Raw genomic sequence first — 16918 nt, forward strand, 5'->3', positions numbered from 1 at the left:
CCGACGCACCACGAGACGGACGGGAGGCCCGGTGTCAGCTGCACCGGGCCTCCCGTCCGTCAGGTGGTCGCGTCGCGACCGCGGGTCAGTTGTAGCTGGCCACCCGGTTCGGCGCGGTGTTGCCCGCCGGGGTCGGGACGGCACCGCCGACGCCGTTGATGACGCTCGAGATGGTGCCGACGTCACCGAGGGACACCGTGACCAGGCCGTGCGCCTTCACGCCGGCCGTCTGCGGGACCTCGAAGGCGCGGTCGGCGTGCACCGACTTGTTGGTGTTGAAGAAGCAGTAGACGCCACCGCCCCAGATCTCGTGGTTGGTGACGGTCGACGCCACCTTGTAGGCCGCGTACCCGGCTCCGGTCGGGCTCTGCCACGAGGCGTTGTCCGGCACGTCGTACGGCATCTCGTTCTGGAAGAAGATCGTCCGGCCGTTGTTGCCGTTCCACTGCACTTCGTACTTCTGGTAGTGCTCGACGAAGAGGCCGGTGGCCAGGACGTCGTTGCCGTTCACCTCGACACCGGTCGCGCCGGTGTTGACCGTCCAGCCCGTGGCGGCTCCGCCGTGGTCGGCGCGCCAGGCCCAGATGTGGTCGACGAGGGTGTCGTCGGCGTTCACCTGCAGCGTTGTCGTCGCCCGGCCCTGGATGCTCGAGCCGACGCGGAAGAACACGTCCTGGATGCTCTGCGGGTCGGCCGCGTGGTCGACGTGCGACCCGCTGGTGCCGAGACGGAGCAGCTGCGCGCTGTTCTGCGTTCCGGCGTCGACGACGAGGTTCGAGACGTTCACGCCGGCGACGTCGGACGAGGTCAGCACGGCGTTGCCCCGCGTCGAGACGAGCGTCGGGAAGCCGATGCCGGTGACGACCGTGTCGGCCCGGGTGACGTTCAGCGCGGAGTCGAGCTGGTAGGTGCCGGGCGTGAAGAACAGGTTGAGCCCCTGCGCCAGCGCACTGTTGATCGTCGCCGCCGAGTCGCCCGGGTGCGCGACGTAGAAATTCCGCATCGGGATGTCGGTGCCGCCGGTGTTCGGCCAGGTGACGCCGCTCGAGTTCTGCTTGAGCGACGGCACGAAGACGTGGTACTTGTCCGACGAGTCGATGTACAGGTACGGCTTCTCGCGGGTCGTCGGCGTGGTGGCGAGCGTGGTGTAGCTCTTCGAGAAGTCGTTCGCCGGCGCACCCTGCACGCCCGAGAACGTCATGTTCCAGTTGCCGCCCTGCCACGAGCCGAGCGTGGAGTTGCGGGTGTACCACTGCTGCTGCGAGCCCGAGGTGACGGTGCCGTCGACCTTGCTGTCCGCGATGTAGCCGCCGGACGAGTAGCCCTGGCCGCCGTCCTGGTTCGACGGACCCATGGTCAGGTTGCCCTTGATGTGCACCCGGCGCATCGGCGCCGCCTGCGACACCGCCCAGCGGTCGGTGCCGCCCTCGGGCACGATCGCCAGGTTCTCGACCGAGCGCCAGAAGTTCTGCGTGGCGTTCGACTCGTCGCCGGCGTTCCACCCCGAGTCCACGTTGACCGCGCCGTTGATCGTGACGTCGTCGGGGTTCTTCCCCAAGCCCGCAACCGAGGTGTAGAACCCCAGGTTCGCCCACACCCGGCCGTAGTTGCCGGGCTTGAACATGAAGGCGTACCGCTGCGATCCGAACTGTGCGGTGGTGCTGCGCAGCTGCGAGTTGAACGCCGCGTCGACGTCCGCCTGGATCGTCGACGTCGGCGTCGAAGGGCTGTAGACCTTGACGCTGCTGCCGAAGTCCGGGGTGTCGCTCGTCGTGACCGCCTGGGCCGAGATCGCCGGGACCAGCGCCCCCACGACGCCGGCACTCACGGCGAGGGCGACGAGGCTTCTCATCCGTCGTTGCATGATGCTCGATTCATGACCGGTGCGGCCCCGTTGCCGCACGGTCGCGACGCTAGACCCGATCCGACATGCTCCGCAGTCGGACGAACGGCGGACAAGTGCCGGTCCCCGGACGAACGCGTTCGGCCGCCTGATCACCACCCGAAGGCGACCAGACGGCCGGCTCACCACCCTGGGTGAGAGAGCAGAGCGCAGATACCCGGTCCGCGCCCTGGAGCCATCATGGCGGAACCGGGAGCGCTCCACCGCCCCCACTCCACGGCTAGACCGTTCCGTCGGCCTGCTGGTCGGCGCTCAGCGGGTGGGGGCGACCGGGATGTCCCAGTACGTCGGCTGCTCGTACTGCTCGGACCAGCCGCGGCGCATCCGGGCGGCCGCACGGTCGAACGCGTCGACCGGGTCCGTGTCCGGCGTCAGCAGTGCCTGCAGCCGGAGCCCGTCGTAGAGCGCCAGGAGCTGCTGCGCACCCCGCTCCGGGTCCATCGTCGCAGGCTCCCGGCCGTCGCGGACGTCCGCGGCGAGCGCCGTCCGGATCGTCTGCCGGAACTGCAGGTACGCCGACCGGTAGTAGTCGGCACCGTCGACGGTCGGGTCCGTGGCAGCGCCGAGGATCGAGGCGAGCAGACGCATCAGGCCCGGCTCCTCGACGTGCGCGGCGAGCAGCGCGTGCATGTACGCGACCGTGCCGCGCTCGGTGATCATCGGCAGGAGCGGCGCCGAGACCGCCAGGCTCCAGCGCTCGACGGTCGCGGCGAGCAGGGCGTGCCGGTTCGGGAAGAGCCCTTCGACCTCGGCGACGCGCATGCCGCACCGCTCGGCGACCGCCTCGGTGGAGAAGGCGACCGTGCCGGCGTCGTGCAGCACCGCGATCGCGCCGTTCAGGACCCGCGTGCGCGGGGCTTCGGCGTCCGCCGAGTCCTGGCTCGTCAGCGGAGCGAGCGGGTGCTTGCGGAACCACTCCAGCAGCGCGCGGGCCCGGGACGCGCCGAACTCCGCGTCCGTCGGCCGCTGCGTGTCGAACAGGTCGCTGAAGCCCGGGACCTCGCGCATCAGCGGGTCGAGGGGCTGGAACGCCATCGACCAGTCCGGGAACGAGCGCTGCTGCACCGGGTCGTCGCAGAGCACCCGGACGTTGGTGTGGCGCGGATCGAGGCGGATCTGCTCGAGGCGCTCGTGGACGACGTCGTCCTCGCCCTCGATGATGCCGATGCAGTTGGCGTCGCGGTGCGCGAGCATGCCGGTGATGCCGAGCCGGGTGTTCTTCTCGCGTCCCACTGCCAGGATCTGCGCGAGTTCGGAGTCCGAGATCGGTCGGGTCTGCGTGCTGGTGTAGACGAGTGTGCGCACGGTCGGCCTTCCTGGTCGTGGCAGGGCGGGGTGCCCTGGAACGAGTCAAGTGCGCGACCAGTGGCGGCGCCAGTCCCGTGTTCGGGTCGCGTGGGCGCGGTGGCGGCGGGACCGCCGGACGGGAGGCGCGGGCCGGCGCCGGTCCGCGCCTTCCGTCCGGAACCGGGTCACCCGGGTGACGCACCCCGGCTCGCTGCGTCCGGTTGGGTCACGGCGTCGGAGACGACGTGCTCCGTCGTTTCCGCTCTTCGACCGCGCTGCCCTCGGCGCACTCCGAGACACCGACGACGCTGAAGCGGCGGCCGTCTGCGAGGAAGTCCATCGAGGTCACAGGGCCGCCACGGCCGCGGACACCGAGGATCGGGTCCGCGGCTCCCGTCTGGTACCGCTGAGTCGTGATGCCCTTGTCCTTCCACAGCTGCTCGACCGCGGCGACAGCCTCCGCCGGATCAGTCGGCGGCGCGTCCTGCACGAGGATGTACGTGTAGGTCAGGCCGTCGTCGGCTGCTTCGGCGCACGATTCAGCGGTCGGTTCGCTGTACACCGTCCAGTGGCCGCCGACGCTCCTCGTCGTCTCGTCGACGATGCTGACGATCGACTTCTCCGCGTCTGCCGGCTCCACATCCGCACCGCCGGTACAGGCGGTGAGGACCAGCGTCAGCGCGACGATCGATTCCGCAACGACACTGCGGCTGCGCACTCGAACCGCGTCGGACGTTCGTCCCGTCATGCCGCTCGTCGTCGTGTGCTGCATCCCCGTGCCTCCCCTCGGTGCGCCCCGATGCACCACCACGACAGTAGCCGTCGCGCCGCACCGGCGAGCCCGGCCGTGGGCATCGAGCGGCGGGATGGGTACAGTCGGAAGAACGGGCCCGGGGCGGGCGCGCAGAGGGGGAAGACTTCGTGGGGGACATCCAGTACGACGAAGCGTCAGCCGATGCGCTCGTGCGTGCGGCGAGCGCTGCCGCTGAGCAGCTCCGCGGTCAGGGGGCGGGTCGACGGGCAGCCGTCGAGCTCGGCACCGACGACTTCGACGGCGCGTACGCCAAGCGCTTCGAGGAATCCGCGCGGATCGAGGCAGCCGACCGCCCGAAGTTGGCATCGGTACTCGACGACCTGGGCGACCAGGTGAACGACGCGACGGCGGCAGCGAAACGCGAACGAGAGCGGCGAGAGGACCTCGCGGCCTGGCAGGTACGGCAGGACGAACGCGACCGGAAGGCTGCCGAAGCACCGGTGAGCCTCTTCCCGACGCCACAGCCGCCGAGCTTCGACTTCAAGCCGTCTGAGACGCCGATCGCGCCGCCGAGCATCTCGGCCGCGTTCTCGGCACGGGCTCGGACGCGGACCGGAGGTGGCACGCCCAGCGGGAAGAGCTCCGCCGATCCCGACAACCTGCGGTCCTTCGCCAGGGACTACCGCGCTCTCGACCGGAGCACCGCGGAGAAGCAGACGACCTTGCTCAACGCTTGGCACGGCTTCACCGGCTCCTGTGGATGGGTCCGCATCTCGTCCGCGACCTTCTTCATCGGGTTCAACCGGTTGCTCGAGGAGAACGGTGAGGACTCCGCGTGGGCCGACCGGATCGCCGACGCGTTCGAACGGGCGGGAGGCCACGGGTCGCTCTCGAACGCGACGCTCGACGTGTCCGCCGCTGCCGACCTGCCCCCCGCGATGCAGCAGATGTTCGCCCCCGGCCTGACTCCGGCCGAGGTCGCCGCACTCTGGGCGAAGCTCGGCTACACGTCGGCGGACGCAGCGGACCTGAAGTCCCTCCCGCTCCCGGTACTGGGCAAGCTCGGCAACCTGGAGGGTGTCGACTACTGGGCCCGCTCGACGGCGAACCGGGTCGTGCTGAAGGCTCGGATCACCGAGGCAGCGGACGAGGTCGAAGCGCTGAAGTCGACGATCGCCTACGACAACGGCGCTGCGTGGAGTCGGGCGTCGACGAACCTCGACGCGCTGCGCAACATCGACGACTCCCTGGACAAGCACAAGCACAACGGCGACCGGTACCTGATCACCCTGACCGAGGACGTCCCTCCACTCGCTGCGGTGTCCATCGGCAACCTCGACACGGCGAAGGACGTCACCTGGGCGGTTCCCGGCATGGGCTCCTCGACGACGGGCATGGATTCGTGGACGAACTCCGCGCAGAACATCTACGACCAGCAACGCAAGGGGGGCCCGGCCGACCGAGCGGTGATCGCCTGGATGGGGTACGAGGCTCCTCCCGTTCCAGTGATGTCGGGCAGCGCAGACCCAGGCGTGCTCTTCAACGGCTACGCGAAGCCGGGCGGCGACAACCCCGCTGCGTCGGTGCGCGGCCTCGATGCGGTCCGGTCCGGAGACATGCCCGTCACCAACGTCGTTGCGCACTCCTACGGGTCAACCACGTCTGCGTTCGGTCTCACGCAACCCGGCGTCCAGGTCGACACGTTCACCACGATCGGATCCGCTGGGATCCCGAACTCGATCCCGACGGCGGACGACATCCACGCCGACCACGTGTACGCGGGCCAGGCGCGCAACGTCTGGGCGATCCCCGGGGACGAGAAGGGCGACCAGTGGGCCGCGTCGGGTCGGCTGAGCCCGGTGCACAACATCGACCCCACCTCGAGCGACTTCGGTGCGACGGCGTTCGGCGCGGACGGGATCGAGGGCGATGACACGATGCGCGGGGTGAAGGACCACGGTGTCAGCACACCCGACGGCGAAGGCTACCTCGACCTCAACACCGAGTCGCTCGCGAACGTCGGGTACGCCACCACCGGACAGCCTGAACGCATGACCGCGTACGAGCCGAAGGAGTTGACCGACTTCGAGAAGTCACTCCTCGACGAGATGATGAGAGCGCCCTGACGATGAACCGAAGCACCCACCGGGCGGGGCGACTGGGCTTCATCGCCGTCGTCGCCGTGACCGCCGCACTCACCCTGACCAGCTGCGGAAGCAGCACGCCCGGAGGCATCACCGTGAAGCCGTCAACCGTCAAGAAGTCGATCGTCGACCTCGTCGAACGCTCCACCGCTGCGATCGGCGGCAAGTGGGAGGTGTACAGCGGTCCGTCGGTGGAAGCCTGCGGGGAGGGCGCTGAGGACAAGGCTCGCTACGTCTACATCATGGACAGGGTCGACCAACCGACCGGTGACCCGACCGCGGACCTCGGCAAGATCAAGGCACTCTGGAAGAGCGATGGGATCGAGGTCACCGACTACAAGAGCGGCGGCGCGGACCCACTGCTCGGAGTCCGCGGTTCCGGCGGCCCGACGACGTCCATCGGCTTCGACGCCTTCCCGAAGGGCTACAGCGTCACCGGGGTGTCCCAGTGCGCCGACGGGAACGTGAGCGAACTGCGCAAGTCGGAGTGACCGTCACAGCAGCCGGTGCACTTCCTGCGCCCGCTCGCTTCGTCTACATCCTCGAGCGGGCCGGGGCGGACGGTTCGGCTCCTGAGACCGACATCGCCACCGTCGAAGAGCTCTGGAAGAGCAAGGGGATCACGACCGAGCGTTTCGTCAGCGGCGGAGCCTCCGGGAACGTGAAGGACCTCCGGCAGCCAGAGTGATGCACACACGAACGTGTGCCGGCCTTGCGCTCCTCGTGACGACGGCACTGACCGTGAGCGGCTGCAGCGGCAACACCACCGATCCGTCGGATGCGAAGGAGACGATCGTCGACCTCGTGGAGGAGTCGACCCGTGCGGTGGGCGGTGCGTGGACGCTGTACCGAGGTCCCGCTGCTGAGGTCTGCGAGCAGCCCGGCGGCGGAGAGGGCGCACACTTCGTGTACATCCTCGAGCGGGAAGGCGCCGATGGTCCTGCGCCGGCTGCGGACATCCGCACCGTGGAGAGGCTCTGGAGGAGCAAGGGGATCACGACCGAGCGCTTCCAGAGCGGGAGCGCGGACCCCTTGACCGGCGTGAACGGAAGGGGCGGTCCCGTCACCACGGTGGGCTTCGACGCGTACCCACAGGGCTACACCATGACCGGCATTTCGAAGTGCTCGGACGGCGACGTCAAGGAACTGCGTCGCGAAGAGTGACCCGGCCTCGATCGCAGAGCAGGAGGACCACCACCGTCGCTCTGGTCCTCGTGGGTGCGTCACTCGCACTCACCGCTTGTGGGAACGACCCGCCCGGACGCGTCGTGCCTCCCGATCAAGCGAGGAGCACCGTCGTCGACGTCGTCGAGGAGACGACCGAGGCAGTCGGTGGCGACTGGGCGCTCTACCGCGGCCCTGATGCCGAGGTGTGCGAGCAGCCGGACGGGAGGGACGGCGCTCGCTTCGTCTACATACTCGAGCGGAAGGGCGCCGACGGCTCCACGCCGGCAACGGACATCCGCATGGTCGAGGAGCTTTGGGAGGGCAAGGGGATCACGACGGAGCGCTTCGCCAGCGGCGGTGCCGACCCACTCACGGGTGTCCGAGGCGCCGACGGCCCCGTGACCTCGGTGGGCTTCAACGCCTACCCGCAGCGCTACAGCGTCACCGGCGTCTCGACGTGCTCCGACGGCGACGTGGCCGAACTGCGACAGACGGAGTGACGCCCCGGTCCGGCACGCCGCACGGCACTCCACGCTGACCGCAGCGAGCAGGGCCGCACCCCCCCGGGTACGGCCCTGCTCCGGATCAGCTCACCGACCTCATTCGGTCCGTCGACGACGACGTGCCACGGTGATCCCGACTCCGGCCGTCAGCAGCAGGAGCGCCGCGAGGGCCGCCGACCCGATCTCGGCCCCGGTCCAGGCGAGGGAGCCCGGCCGCTCGGTGACCGCACCGCCCGCGGGCCCGGAGCCGGAGCCCGGGTCGCCGACGGTGCCGGTCGGCGTCCCTGCGGTGCCGCCCGGTGCAGGCGTGCTCGGCGTCCCACCACCTGGTGTTCCCGCTCCCGGCGTTCCGGCTCCCGGTGAGGGAGCCGGGGTCGGCATCGGGGTCGGCGTCGGCGTCGGCACCACCGGTGCTGCCGCCACGGTGACGACCACCGGGTCGGACGTGGACGCCTCCGCCGTGGCGGTCGCGCCGAACGCGGCCACCAGCGTGTGGTCACCGGCGCTCAACCCGTCGGTCAGGGTCAGCGTCGCGACCCCGTCCGTCACCTCCGCCGTTCCGAGTGTCGCCGCGGCGGCACGGGCACGAGCGGAGGGCTCGCCGTCGCGGAACGTGACGGTGCCGTCGGTGTCCCGGCCGGTGACCGTGGCGGTCAGGACGACCTCGTCGCCTGCGACCGGCTCGGCCGGGGTGACGGACAGGACCGTCTCGGTGGGTGCGAGGACCGCGAGGGTGGCCTGGGCCTCCCGGCCGGAACCGGCGCCCTCGGCGGACACGGCGAGTGCACCGAGGTCGGCGTCCTCCGCGATCCGCAGGGTCGAGCTGGCCGTGCCGGCGCTGTCGGCGACCACCGTGTCGGTGACCGTCGTGCCGGAGCGGAAGGTCACGGTCTCACCGCCGCGGAAGCCGGTACCGGTGAGCTCGACCGATCCGCCGGGTGCGACGGTGTCGGCGGACGTACCGAGGGTCACCGGGGTGACCGCGGCGGCGCGTTCGGCGCAGACGTCGCCCTGCGCGCCGACGGGCGGCAGCTCGGTCGCCGGTGCCGTGACACCGTCGTCCTCGCGGACCGTCAGGTTCGTGAACGCCGTGGCGCCCATGACCGCGTTCCGGGTGTTCGTGACGCTCACCTTGAACGCCGAGCTCGGCGTCGCGGAGACCGCGGTGTTGCCCGCGGTCGGGACGGTGACGGCCTGGCAGGTCTCGCCGGGCGCGAAGGTCACGCGCTCCATGCCGACACCGACCGACCCGGTGGCGGAGCCGAGCACGCTGACGTAGCCGGTGACCGGCCGGTCGGAGGCGCGGGACAGGTAGACGGCGACGTCGGCGGTGCCCGGGCCGTCACCCTCCTCGACCGTGGTCGGGGCGACGTTGACGGTGGTGCGGGTCGCCGCGACGGCGGTGCCGACGCTCGGGGTGTCGAAGGCGAGGTCGGACAGGTACACGCCACCGGTCCCGGTGCCGTCCGCGCCGACACCCGCGGTGAAGCGCACCTCGCGGACGTCCGTCAGGTCGACGCCCGTCATCGAAGCCGTGGGGATCGTGAGCTGCTGCAGCACGATCTTGTTGAGCGTGGTGTTCGTGCCGCCCGGCATCCGGTTGACGGCGAGCGGGTTGATCGCCGATGCGGCGGTCGACCAGCTGCCTCCGGAGCCGTCCAGGACCGTGACCCGGAAGTCGGTGCCGGTGGGCACGGCCTCGTCGGGTGCGGTCTTCAGCGTCATCTGTGTGCTGCCGGTGACGTTGCGCGCGGAGGCGGGGACGGACACACGGAGTTCACCGGTGCTCGGCACCGCGGGGTCCGTCGTCGAGGCACCCGTCCAGAGGAAGCGGGTGGTGGGGAACGTCGGGACGTTCGGCGCGAACGAGCCCGGCGTCCAGTGCGGGACCTGTGCGGAGGCCTTCGTCGTGGCGCAGAACGGGTTCGACTGCGGCAGCGTGCGACCGGTCAGGTTGGTGCAGACCGCGGCCGTCGCGCCACCGACCGTGCGGACGAGCGAGCTGGACGTCGTGAAGTCGGTGACGAGCTGGGTCTTCCCGGTGGGCTGCGTCGCCATGGTCCGGACGTCCGCGAACGGCGTCGCGGTGGTGGCGGGCTTGACCGATCCGTCGAACATCGACTGGAACTGCGTCTCGCCGCCCATGGTCAGGCGGAAGAAGCCGGTCATGTAGCTGACGCCGACCTGGTACTGCTGCGCCGCGGTGAGGCGGGTCGGGTTGGTCGTCGAGCAGGTGGACGTGGTGTCGCTCGTCCGCCAGTCGTCGCCCGTGGCCGCCGGGTACAGGCCCGGGGTCCACACGGTGTTGAAGAAGTTGTGGTTCGCGCCCATCACCCACACGGCGGACCGGAGGACCTGGTCGCCGAAGGCGTGGCGGGAGTCGTCGATGAAGTGCTGCCCCTGCTGGTTCGACACGTCGCCGTCGCAGTAGGGCAGGAAGACGGCGGTCGGGACGTCGGGCAGCGTCATGCGGCCGAAGTCGACGGGTGCGAGCGGCAGGACCGCCTCGATCCCGTACGGCTTCGGGAGCGCCTGGTTGAGGGTGGCGGCCGAGACCACGCCCTCACCGCCGCGGGAGTGGCCCATGATGCCGACGTGGCTCAGGTCGAACCGGCCCTTCAGGGACGCTGCGGTGAGACCGGAAGCGGCGGCCGGCTGGTCGGCGCGGATGGTCGCGCGGACGAGGGCGTCGTCGAGGGTGCGGGTGGTCGTGGTGCTCGGGGTGGCGTCGGTCGCCGTCGTGACGTCGTCGTAGGAGACGGCCGTTCCGGCATCGGCCTTGCCGAGCATCCCCAGCGTGTCGAGGATGAGCTGGCCGCGGGCCTCGGCGCCGTAGTCGAGCGCGAGTTGGTTGTCGTTCGAGTTCACGGCGTTCGCCGCGATGGAGACGACGTTGTAGCCGCGGGTCGCGAGCGCCCGGGCCGTGCCCTCGTACCCGAGGTACGAGCGGACGTTCGACTGCGTCGGGCCACAGGGCCAGCGCAGCGGGTTCGCACCGGTGCCGGCGCACGAGGTGTGGCGGCCGTGCAGCAGCACGACGGTCGGGCGCGCACCGGCGGCGCTCGTCAGGTACATCTTCCCGGTGAGCTCACCCCGGATGCCGCCGATCGCCGCGAGCGGGATCGCCTGGTCGCCGAAGTCGTACTCCGCCTCCGTCACGGAGTAGGCGCCCGCGGTCGACGGGTCCTCGACGGCAGCGGCCGTCGCGAGCGACTTCATCTGCCGCTTGAGTGTCCGGTTCTCGGGGACGGGCGGCGTGACCGGGGCCGTCGTCGTCTCCGCGGCCTTGTCCTCGTCACCGCTCGACCAGGCCTTGCTGACGTCGGTCGCGTCGGCAACGGACCGGTCGGCCGTGAGGACCTGGAGGGTGCGGCCGTCGGCGGACTCGGTCGCGAGACCCACCGGCTCACCGTCGACGACGAGCGTGGGGGCGTCGTCGACCATCGGCAGGGGCTCGTCGAGGTCGAGGGACACCAGGTACCCGCCGGGGGTGGTGGTGACGTCCCAGTCGCTGCCGGATGCAACGACGGGATCAGGGGTCGGTGCCGCGAACGCAGGGACTGCGGTCAGGGCGAGGGCGGGAGTCAGCGTGGCGGTGATCGCCAGTGCAGCGAGCCGACTCCGGGAACGGGTTCTGGGCAAGGGGCTCCTCGTGTGAAGGGTTTCTCATGAGGAAGCTTCGAGGGAACTCAGCGTCTGCCGAGCATCGGAAACGGGGTCGTAACCAACACTTGACGGGCAGGAAACACCGGCGGCATGCCTGGTCCGCAGAGCGCAGCGAGCGGTCCGGACGGGTGGTCCGCGATCAGCGCGTGAACAGCACCTGGACGGTCGCGATGACGACGACGATCCCGATCGGCACGCCGGCGATCAGCAATGCGGCCGGGATCTGCGGGCGTCGGATCGTCCGGGGTCCGCCGGCGCCGCGGGCGAACTCCGTGGCCGCGACGAGTTCCGGCGCCGCAGCGGGCGGTATCGGCGGAGGAGCCGGTCGGTCGTCCTCGAACGCCGGGACCTCGACCACGAAGGCGGCCGGGTCCACGGTCGGGGGCAGCTGGGTGTACCGGCTGCGCTCGGTCCGCTCATCCATGGTGTCCCTCCCTGCGTGCACACTATGCCGCCCGCCGGGAGTCCGGAAGTGCAACCAGTCGCTCGCACCACCGCGCACCGTTCACCCCGCAGCGAGCAGCGCGTCCGTCTCCTCCGCCGTCGGCGCGGTCGCCGGTCCGGTGCGGGTCACCGCGAGTGCCGCCGCCGCGTTGGCCCGTCGGACGGCGTCCTGGAGGCCCGCCCCACGTCCCAGCGCCGCCGCCAGTACGCCGTCGTGTGCGTCTCCCGCCCCGTTGGTGTCGACCGCGACGACGGGGAACCCGGGGACCAGGACCGGTTCGCCGCCGGACTCGACGACCCAGCAGCCGTCGGCGCCGTCCCGGACGAGGGCGGTGCCCCGCGCGGCCGCGGCGATGGCCGCGGTCGCCTCCGCGAGGGTGGCCGACGTCGGGGACAGCAGACGGGCCTCCCGGCTGTTGGCGCTGACCACGTCGGAGCGTGCGGACACGGCGGCCAGGACGGCGGCCGGCAGGGTGTCGACGAGGGGTGACGGGTCGAACACGACGCGGACGGACGAGGGCACCGTGCCGAGCCAGCCCGTGATGGCCGCGCCGTTGACCGCGTGCGCCAGGCCGTAGCCGGAGACGAAGACGACGTCGTCGGCGCGGAGGGCGACGCGGTCGAGGTCGGCGCGCGTGAGCTGCCCTTCCGCGCCGACGCTCGTGACGAAGGTGCGCTCAGTGGTGGCGTCGACGAGGGCCACGCAGTAGCCGCTGTCGACGTCGGGGAGACCGGGCTGCACGACGGTGACACCGGAGTCGGTCAGGGCGCGGCGGACGACGTCGCCGAAGGGTCCGGTGCCGTACTGCCCGGCGAAGACGACGTCCATGCCGTCGCGGCGGGCGGCGACCATGGTGTTGAGGCCACCGCCGGCCGTGATCTCGGAGCCGTCGGCGATCACGTCGCCACCGGGCTCGGGCAGTTCGCCGATGCGCATGACGATGTCGACGATGACGTTGCCGACCGAGACGAGGCGGCTCATCGGACGGTGTGCTCGGTGCGCGGGAGCGGCGCGGACTGGTCGGGCTGCTCGTGCAGGGTCCCGCGCGGGCCGCCGGTGAGCAGGTAGACCGCCGCGGCGACGATGAAGGTGACGACCCAGCCGAGGCCGTTCGCACCGATCCACGTGTCCGAGAACGCGCCGACGAAGACCGGGTCGGCGTCGCCCACCTGGACGTTGGTGAACAGGAAGCCGACGACGATCGCGACGACCCAGGCGGTCACGGCACGCCAGGCGATGCCGCCCGCGTACCAGTAGCGGCCACCGCGGCGCAGGTCGAGCAGCGCGGCCGGGTCGTACCAGGTCCGGCGGACCATGTCGGCGATGAAGACACCGAGCCAGGCGGTGATCGGGACGGCGAGCACCGAGATGAACGTGATGAAGGGGGCGTAGAAGCCGTCGGCGACCAGCATGAAGTACATGGCACCGAGCGTGGTGATGACGACGTCGACCGCGACGGCCCACACCCGCGGGACCTTCACGCCGAGGGTCAGCGTGGTGAGGCTCGCCGAGTACACCGACAGGTGGTTCGACAGCAGCAGCCCACCGAACGCGGCGATCAGGTAGGGCACCGCCATCCAGCTGGGCAGCATGTCGCGGATCGCGGCGACCGGGTCACCGGCCTGGGCGAGTGTCGGGTCACCGGCGGACACCAGGGAGCCGAGCCCGACCAGGACGACGAGGGGGATGCCGGCACCCGCGGCGCTGGCGGCGACGAGCTTGCCGGCGCGGACGCTGGTACGCGTGTAGCGGGCGATGTCGGCGCCGGCGGTCGCCCAGCCGATGCCCGTGCCGGCGGCGATGGTGCCGACGCCGATCACCATGGCGGCGATGGGTCCGGCCGGCTGCGCACCGACGACGTCCCAGTCGATGCGTGCGACCAGGAACACCGCGACGAAGACGTTGAGGGCGCCGAAGACCCACGTCGCCCACTTCTGCACGGCGACGATGAACGCGTGGCCGAGGCCGGAGATGAGCACCGTCGCGGCGACGAACAGCAGGATCGCGACGACGGTGACGACCGGGTGGGCCTTCGAGCCGCCGTCGGTCCCGAACAGGATCGTGAACAACGAGAGCAGGACGAACGCGGCCGTGGTGGTGTTCACGGTCTCCCATCCCAGGCGACTGAGGAGCGAGACCGCGGTCGGTCCGATGTTGCCACGGACGCCGAAGACGGCGCGGCTCAGGGTCAGGCCGGGAGCCCCACCACGACGACCGGCGATCGAGATGACCCCGACGACCGCGAACGACCCGGCGGCTCCGATGACGGCGACGAGCAGCGCCTGCCAGACGGTCAGGCCCTGGAACGCGACGAGGGTGGCGCCGAGGGGCAGCCCGAGGATCGAGATGTTCGCGGCGAACCAGACCCAGAACAGCGCACCGGGTGTGCCGGTCCGTTCCGCGACGGGGACGGGCTCGATGCCGCGCTGCTCGATCGTGGTCAGCGTGCCGGACTTGGTGCCGGAGTCCGTGGGGGTCGTGGTCATCAGGTCCTCTTACGTCGTCGGAAGGGTGCGAGGGGTGGGGCCGGGCGGCGGTGAAGGGGGGAACACCACCGCCCGGCGGTCTGGAGGGCGCTACCGGGGGGCGGCGGCGCGGAGGGCGAGGAGCTGCTCGGTGAGCTCGTCGAGGTGCAGGTCGTTGACGGTCTCGACACGGTGCACGGCGTCGTCGGACCACGACGCTGCTCCGTGCACGGCGCCGAGGACGGCTCCGGCCATGGCGGCGATGGTGTCCGTGTCGCCGCCGATGCTCGCCGCCGTGCAGACGGTCTGCCAGGGGTCGAGGTCGAGGGCGACGAGGGCGAGCGCTGCGACGACGGACTCCTGGGACGACACACTCGTGCCGATGAGCCCGGAGACGACGTCGATCCGCTGGTCTGCCGGCACGGTGGCGAGGTGCCTGCGGGCCCACTCGGTGCGCTCGGCGATCGAGGCACCGGCGACCCAGTGTCCCCGCGTCGCACCGATCCGGGCCGCGGCGATCGCCACGTCGAGTGCCTCGTACCGTGTGGCACCGTCGATGCCGGCGGAGACCGCCGCGGCGATCGCGCTGGCACCGGCGATGCCGAGTCCGGTGTCGTGGGTGACGCGCGAGGCGTCCTGGACAGCGTCGACGAGAGCCGTGACACCTTCCGTGCCGGTTTCCCCACGCCCGGAGAGCGGTGTGGCGATGCCGACCGGGGTGATCCGCATGGCCGCCCCGTTCGTGGTGCCGGTCGAGCCGGCTTCGGAAGCGGGGACCCCGTCGAGGATCCGCTGCACGGCCGTCTTGGTGCTCGGTCCGAGGAGGTCGAGCGAGCCCTTCGCCGCCATCGTCCGTTCCCAGGCGATGAGGGCCTCGGCGAAGTCGACCGGGTCGAGTCGTCCGCCGCCCTGCACGAGCAGCTGCGCCACGAGGACGGCCTGCTCGGTGTCGTCGGTGATGCTCGCCGCGGGCATGCCGTGTGCGATCCGCTGGTGGGGACCGGCGTCGACGAACCCGTCGATCACCCCGTGGTCGGCGCGGATCTGGTCGAGGGACATCGACTGCGTGGGCATGCCGAGGGCGTCCCCGATCGCCAGCCCACGGAAGGCCGCGAGCGCGTGCTCGTACTCGGCGGTGGTGGTGGTCGTCATGACGCGCTCCCGAACTTCATGTGCAGGCGGAACCGGCTCGGGTCGAGCAGGCTGTCGACAGCCTCCACGAACCTGCCGTCGGCCGTGCGGGAGACCCGTCGGCTGTGGAGGAACGGCTCCCCGACCGCCCTGTGGAGGGAAGCCGCTTCCTCCGCGGTGAGCGGCTGCACGTCGACCCACTGCTCGGCGAGCGCGGGCACCAGCCCGGCGCTCGCGATGGTGGCGGTGAGCGAGTCGTCGACGAGACCGTCGTCGACGGCGCTGGCGAGCCTCCCGAACGGCGGGACCAGGCTGCGCTCGAGCGAGACGTCCGGTCCACCGACCACGTGGCGGACGCGGTCGACCGCGATGAAGTCGGGGTCGTCGAGCCCGAGCTCGGCGGCCTGCCCGGGGCGGCTGACGCGCTCGATGCGCAGGACTCGGACGGCGATCTCGGTGCCGGTGGCAGCGAGCGAACGGGCCCAGCCGCTGCGGGGGTCGAGCGCGGCGCCGTCGAAGGTGACGATCGAGCCGATGCCGCCGTGGATGGCGATGTACTCCTCGTCGGCCAGGTCGGCGAGCGCGGCCCGCACGGTCCCACGGCTGACGGCGAAGCGTTCGGCCAGGTCGTGTTCGCCGGGCAGGCGTTGACCCGGCGCGTACCGGCCCGTCGCGATCGCGTCGCGGAGGGCGTCGGCGACGAGGCGTCGCTTCGGTGAGACGGGCATGAACAGCAGACTACATGTACAAGACCTGTTCAGTTCGACTCGGGGTTCCACGCTGCGTTCAACCGGAGCGTGAACAGCAGCGGATCGTCGTTCGGCCGGAACGACGTGCTGGGGCCGAAGTCCAGCCCGCCCGTCTTCGGCACGTCGGCTTCGACGCCGACCCGCTGCGACGCATCCACCGGGTCGACCGAGCCGGCCGATGCGATCTCCTCCTCGAGCTCGCCGACGGACGTGTCCGGCAGGTCGAGCTGCCGGAGGACGTCACGGTACCCGTCGACACCGGCCTTCGCGCCCGCCACCGGCACGGTGTTGACACGGAGGTGGAACAGCCGTCCCTTCGGCAGGATCACCTCGCCCGACGCGTCCTGCATCTCCTGCGCGTTGTCGAGGGCGTCGAAGACCACCTGGGTCGCCTGTACCCGGACCTGCTTGCCGCCGGGGAGCAGGAACCGGACCGGACGTCCCCCGGCTGCCTCCGAGCCGTACGCACCGACGCGGGTCCGCGCGCCCTCCGGGACGTCCGTGTCGATCCCGAACGCCTCGACCGAGGGCGGCACCGTCAGGTCCCAGGTCTCGACGCCGTCCTCGTACGACCGGGCAGTGGGTGCGGGGCCTCGGTGGCTCACGCCGTGCTCGCTTCCCCCGGAGGAGGGCGAGCCGTCGGCACATCCGGTGAGCAGCACGACCACGGCGGCGGCCAGCGCAGTTCCGAGAACGTGACGGCG

Annotated in this window: 15 protein-coding genes; 5 read left to right on the top strand and 10 right to left on the bottom strand. The window is 71.1% G+C overall.

Going from position 1 to position 16918, the window contains the following annotated elements; genetic code table 11:
* Positions 1 to 85: 85 nt before the first annotated feature.
* The 3 genes from DEI89_RS04295 to DEI89_RS04305 form a co-directional block, all read right to left on the bottom strand.
* The gene (locus tag DEI89_RS04295; protein WP_110902815.1) at positions 86 to 1852 is read right to left on the bottom strand and encodes a hypothetical protein; all 1767 of its coding nucleotides are present in this window, start codon (positions 1850 to 1852) and stop codon (positions 86 to 88) included.
* Positions 1853 to 2155: 303 nt separating this feature from the next.
* A complete protein-coding gene (locus DEI89_RS04300; protein ID WP_110902816.1) occupies positions 2156 to 3208 on the bottom strand; it encodes a BLUF domain-containing protein in 1053 nt (350 codons plus the stop codon).
* Between the two features lie 208 nt (positions 3209 to 3416).
* Entirely contained in the window at positions 3417 to 3938 is a 522-nt protein-coding gene (locus DEI89_RS04305; protein ID WP_181421489.1) for a hypothetical protein, read from the bottom strand.
* 173 nt (positions 3939 to 4111) lie between these two features.
* On the opposite strand from DEI89_RS04305, the gene DEI89_RS04310 reads away from it, so the two are divergent.
* The 5 genes from DEI89_RS04310 to DEI89_RS04330 all read left to right on the top strand — a co-directional run bounded on the left by DEI89_RS04310 (position 4112) and on the right by DEI89_RS04330 (position 7755).
* Positions 4112 to 6070, top strand: a complete 1959-nt coding sequence (locus DEI89_RS04310) for an alpha/beta hydrolase (protein WP_110902818.1) — start codon at positions 4112 to 4114, stop codon at positions 6068 to 6070.
* A 2-nt stretch (positions 6071 to 6072) separates the two neighbouring features.
* Entirely contained in the window at positions 6073 to 6579 is a 507-nt protein-coding gene (locus DEI89_RS04315; RefSeq protein WP_110902819.1) for a hypothetical protein, read from the top strand.
* A complete protein-coding gene (locus DEI89_RS04320) occupies positions 6576 to 6776 on the top strand; it encodes a hypothetical protein (protein WP_110902820.1) in 201 nt (66 codons plus the stop codon). Before DEI89_RS04315 ends, DEI89_RS04320 begins: the two co-directional genes overlap by 4 nt.
* Positions 6777 to 6892: 116 nt before the next feature.
* The gene (locus DEI89_RS04325; RefSeq protein ID WP_146236673.1) at positions 6893 to 7252 is read left to right on the top strand and encodes a hypothetical protein; all 360 of its coding nucleotides are present in this window, start codon (positions 6893 to 6895) and stop codon (positions 7250 to 7252) included.
* Between the two features lie 104 nt (positions 7253 to 7356).
* Positions 7357 to 7755: a hypothetical protein gene (locus tag DEI89_RS04330; RefSeq protein WP_110902822.1), complete on the top strand. Its 399-nt coding sequence runs from the start codon at positions 7357 to 7359 to the stop codon at positions 7753 to 7755.
* Positions 7756 to 7854: 99 nt separating this feature from the next.
* Here DEI89_RS04330 and DEI89_RS04335 read toward each other — a convergent pair whose 3' ends face one another.
* From DEI89_RS04335 to DEI89_RS04365, 7 genes are all read right to left on the bottom strand, one after another.
* Positions 7855 to 11400 carry an Ig-like domain-containing protein gene (locus tag DEI89_RS04335; RefSeq protein WP_110902823.1) on the bottom strand — a complete coding sequence of 1182 codons (3546 nt, stop codon included), beginning with the start codon at positions 11398 to 11400 and terminating at the stop codon, positions 7855 to 7857.
* A 163-nt stretch (positions 11401 to 11563) separates the two neighbouring features.
* The gene (locus DEI89_RS04340; protein WP_110902824.1) at positions 11564 to 11848 is read right to left on the bottom strand and encodes a hypothetical protein; all 285 of its coding nucleotides are present in this window, start codon (positions 11846 to 11848) and stop codon (positions 11564 to 11566) included.
* Between the two features lie 81 nt (positions 11849 to 11929).
* A complete protein-coding gene (locus DEI89_RS04345) occupies positions 11930 to 12850 on the bottom strand; it encodes a PfkB family carbohydrate kinase (protein WP_110902825.1) in 921 nt (306 codons plus the stop codon).
* On the bottom strand, positions 12847 to 14355 hold the full coding sequence (locus tag DEI89_RS04350; RefSeq protein WP_110902826.1) for a cytosine permease: 1509 nt from the start codon (positions 14353 to 14355) through the stop codon (positions 12847 to 12849). Before DEI89_RS04350 ends, DEI89_RS04345 begins: the two co-directional genes overlap by 4 nt.
* Positions 14356 to 14445: 90 nt before the next feature.
* The gene (locus tag DEI89_RS04355) at positions 14446 to 15486 is read right to left on the bottom strand and encodes an ADP-ribosylglycohydrolase family protein (RefSeq protein WP_110902827.1); all 1041 of its coding nucleotides are present in this window, start codon (positions 15484 to 15486) and stop codon (positions 14446 to 14448) included.
* On the bottom strand, positions 15483 to 16193 hold the full coding sequence (locus DEI89_RS04360) for a GntR family transcriptional regulator (RefSeq protein WP_110902828.1): 711 nt from the start codon (positions 16191 to 16193) through the stop codon (positions 15483 to 15485). Before DEI89_RS04360 ends, DEI89_RS04355 begins: the two co-directional genes overlap by 4 nt.
* A 29-nt stretch (positions 16194 to 16222) precedes the next feature.
* Positions 16223 to 16819: a hypothetical protein gene (locus DEI89_RS04365; RefSeq protein ID WP_146236674.1), complete on the bottom strand. Its 597-nt coding sequence runs from the start codon at positions 16817 to 16819 to the stop codon at positions 16223 to 16225.
* Positions 16820 to 16918: the final 99 nt, after the last annotated feature.

Origin of the sequence: Curtobacterium sp. MCBD17_030 (genome assembly GCF_003224255.1) — a bacterium.
Classification (GTDB): Bacteria; Actinomycetota; Actinomycetes; order Actinomycetales; family Microbacteriaceae; genus Curtobacterium.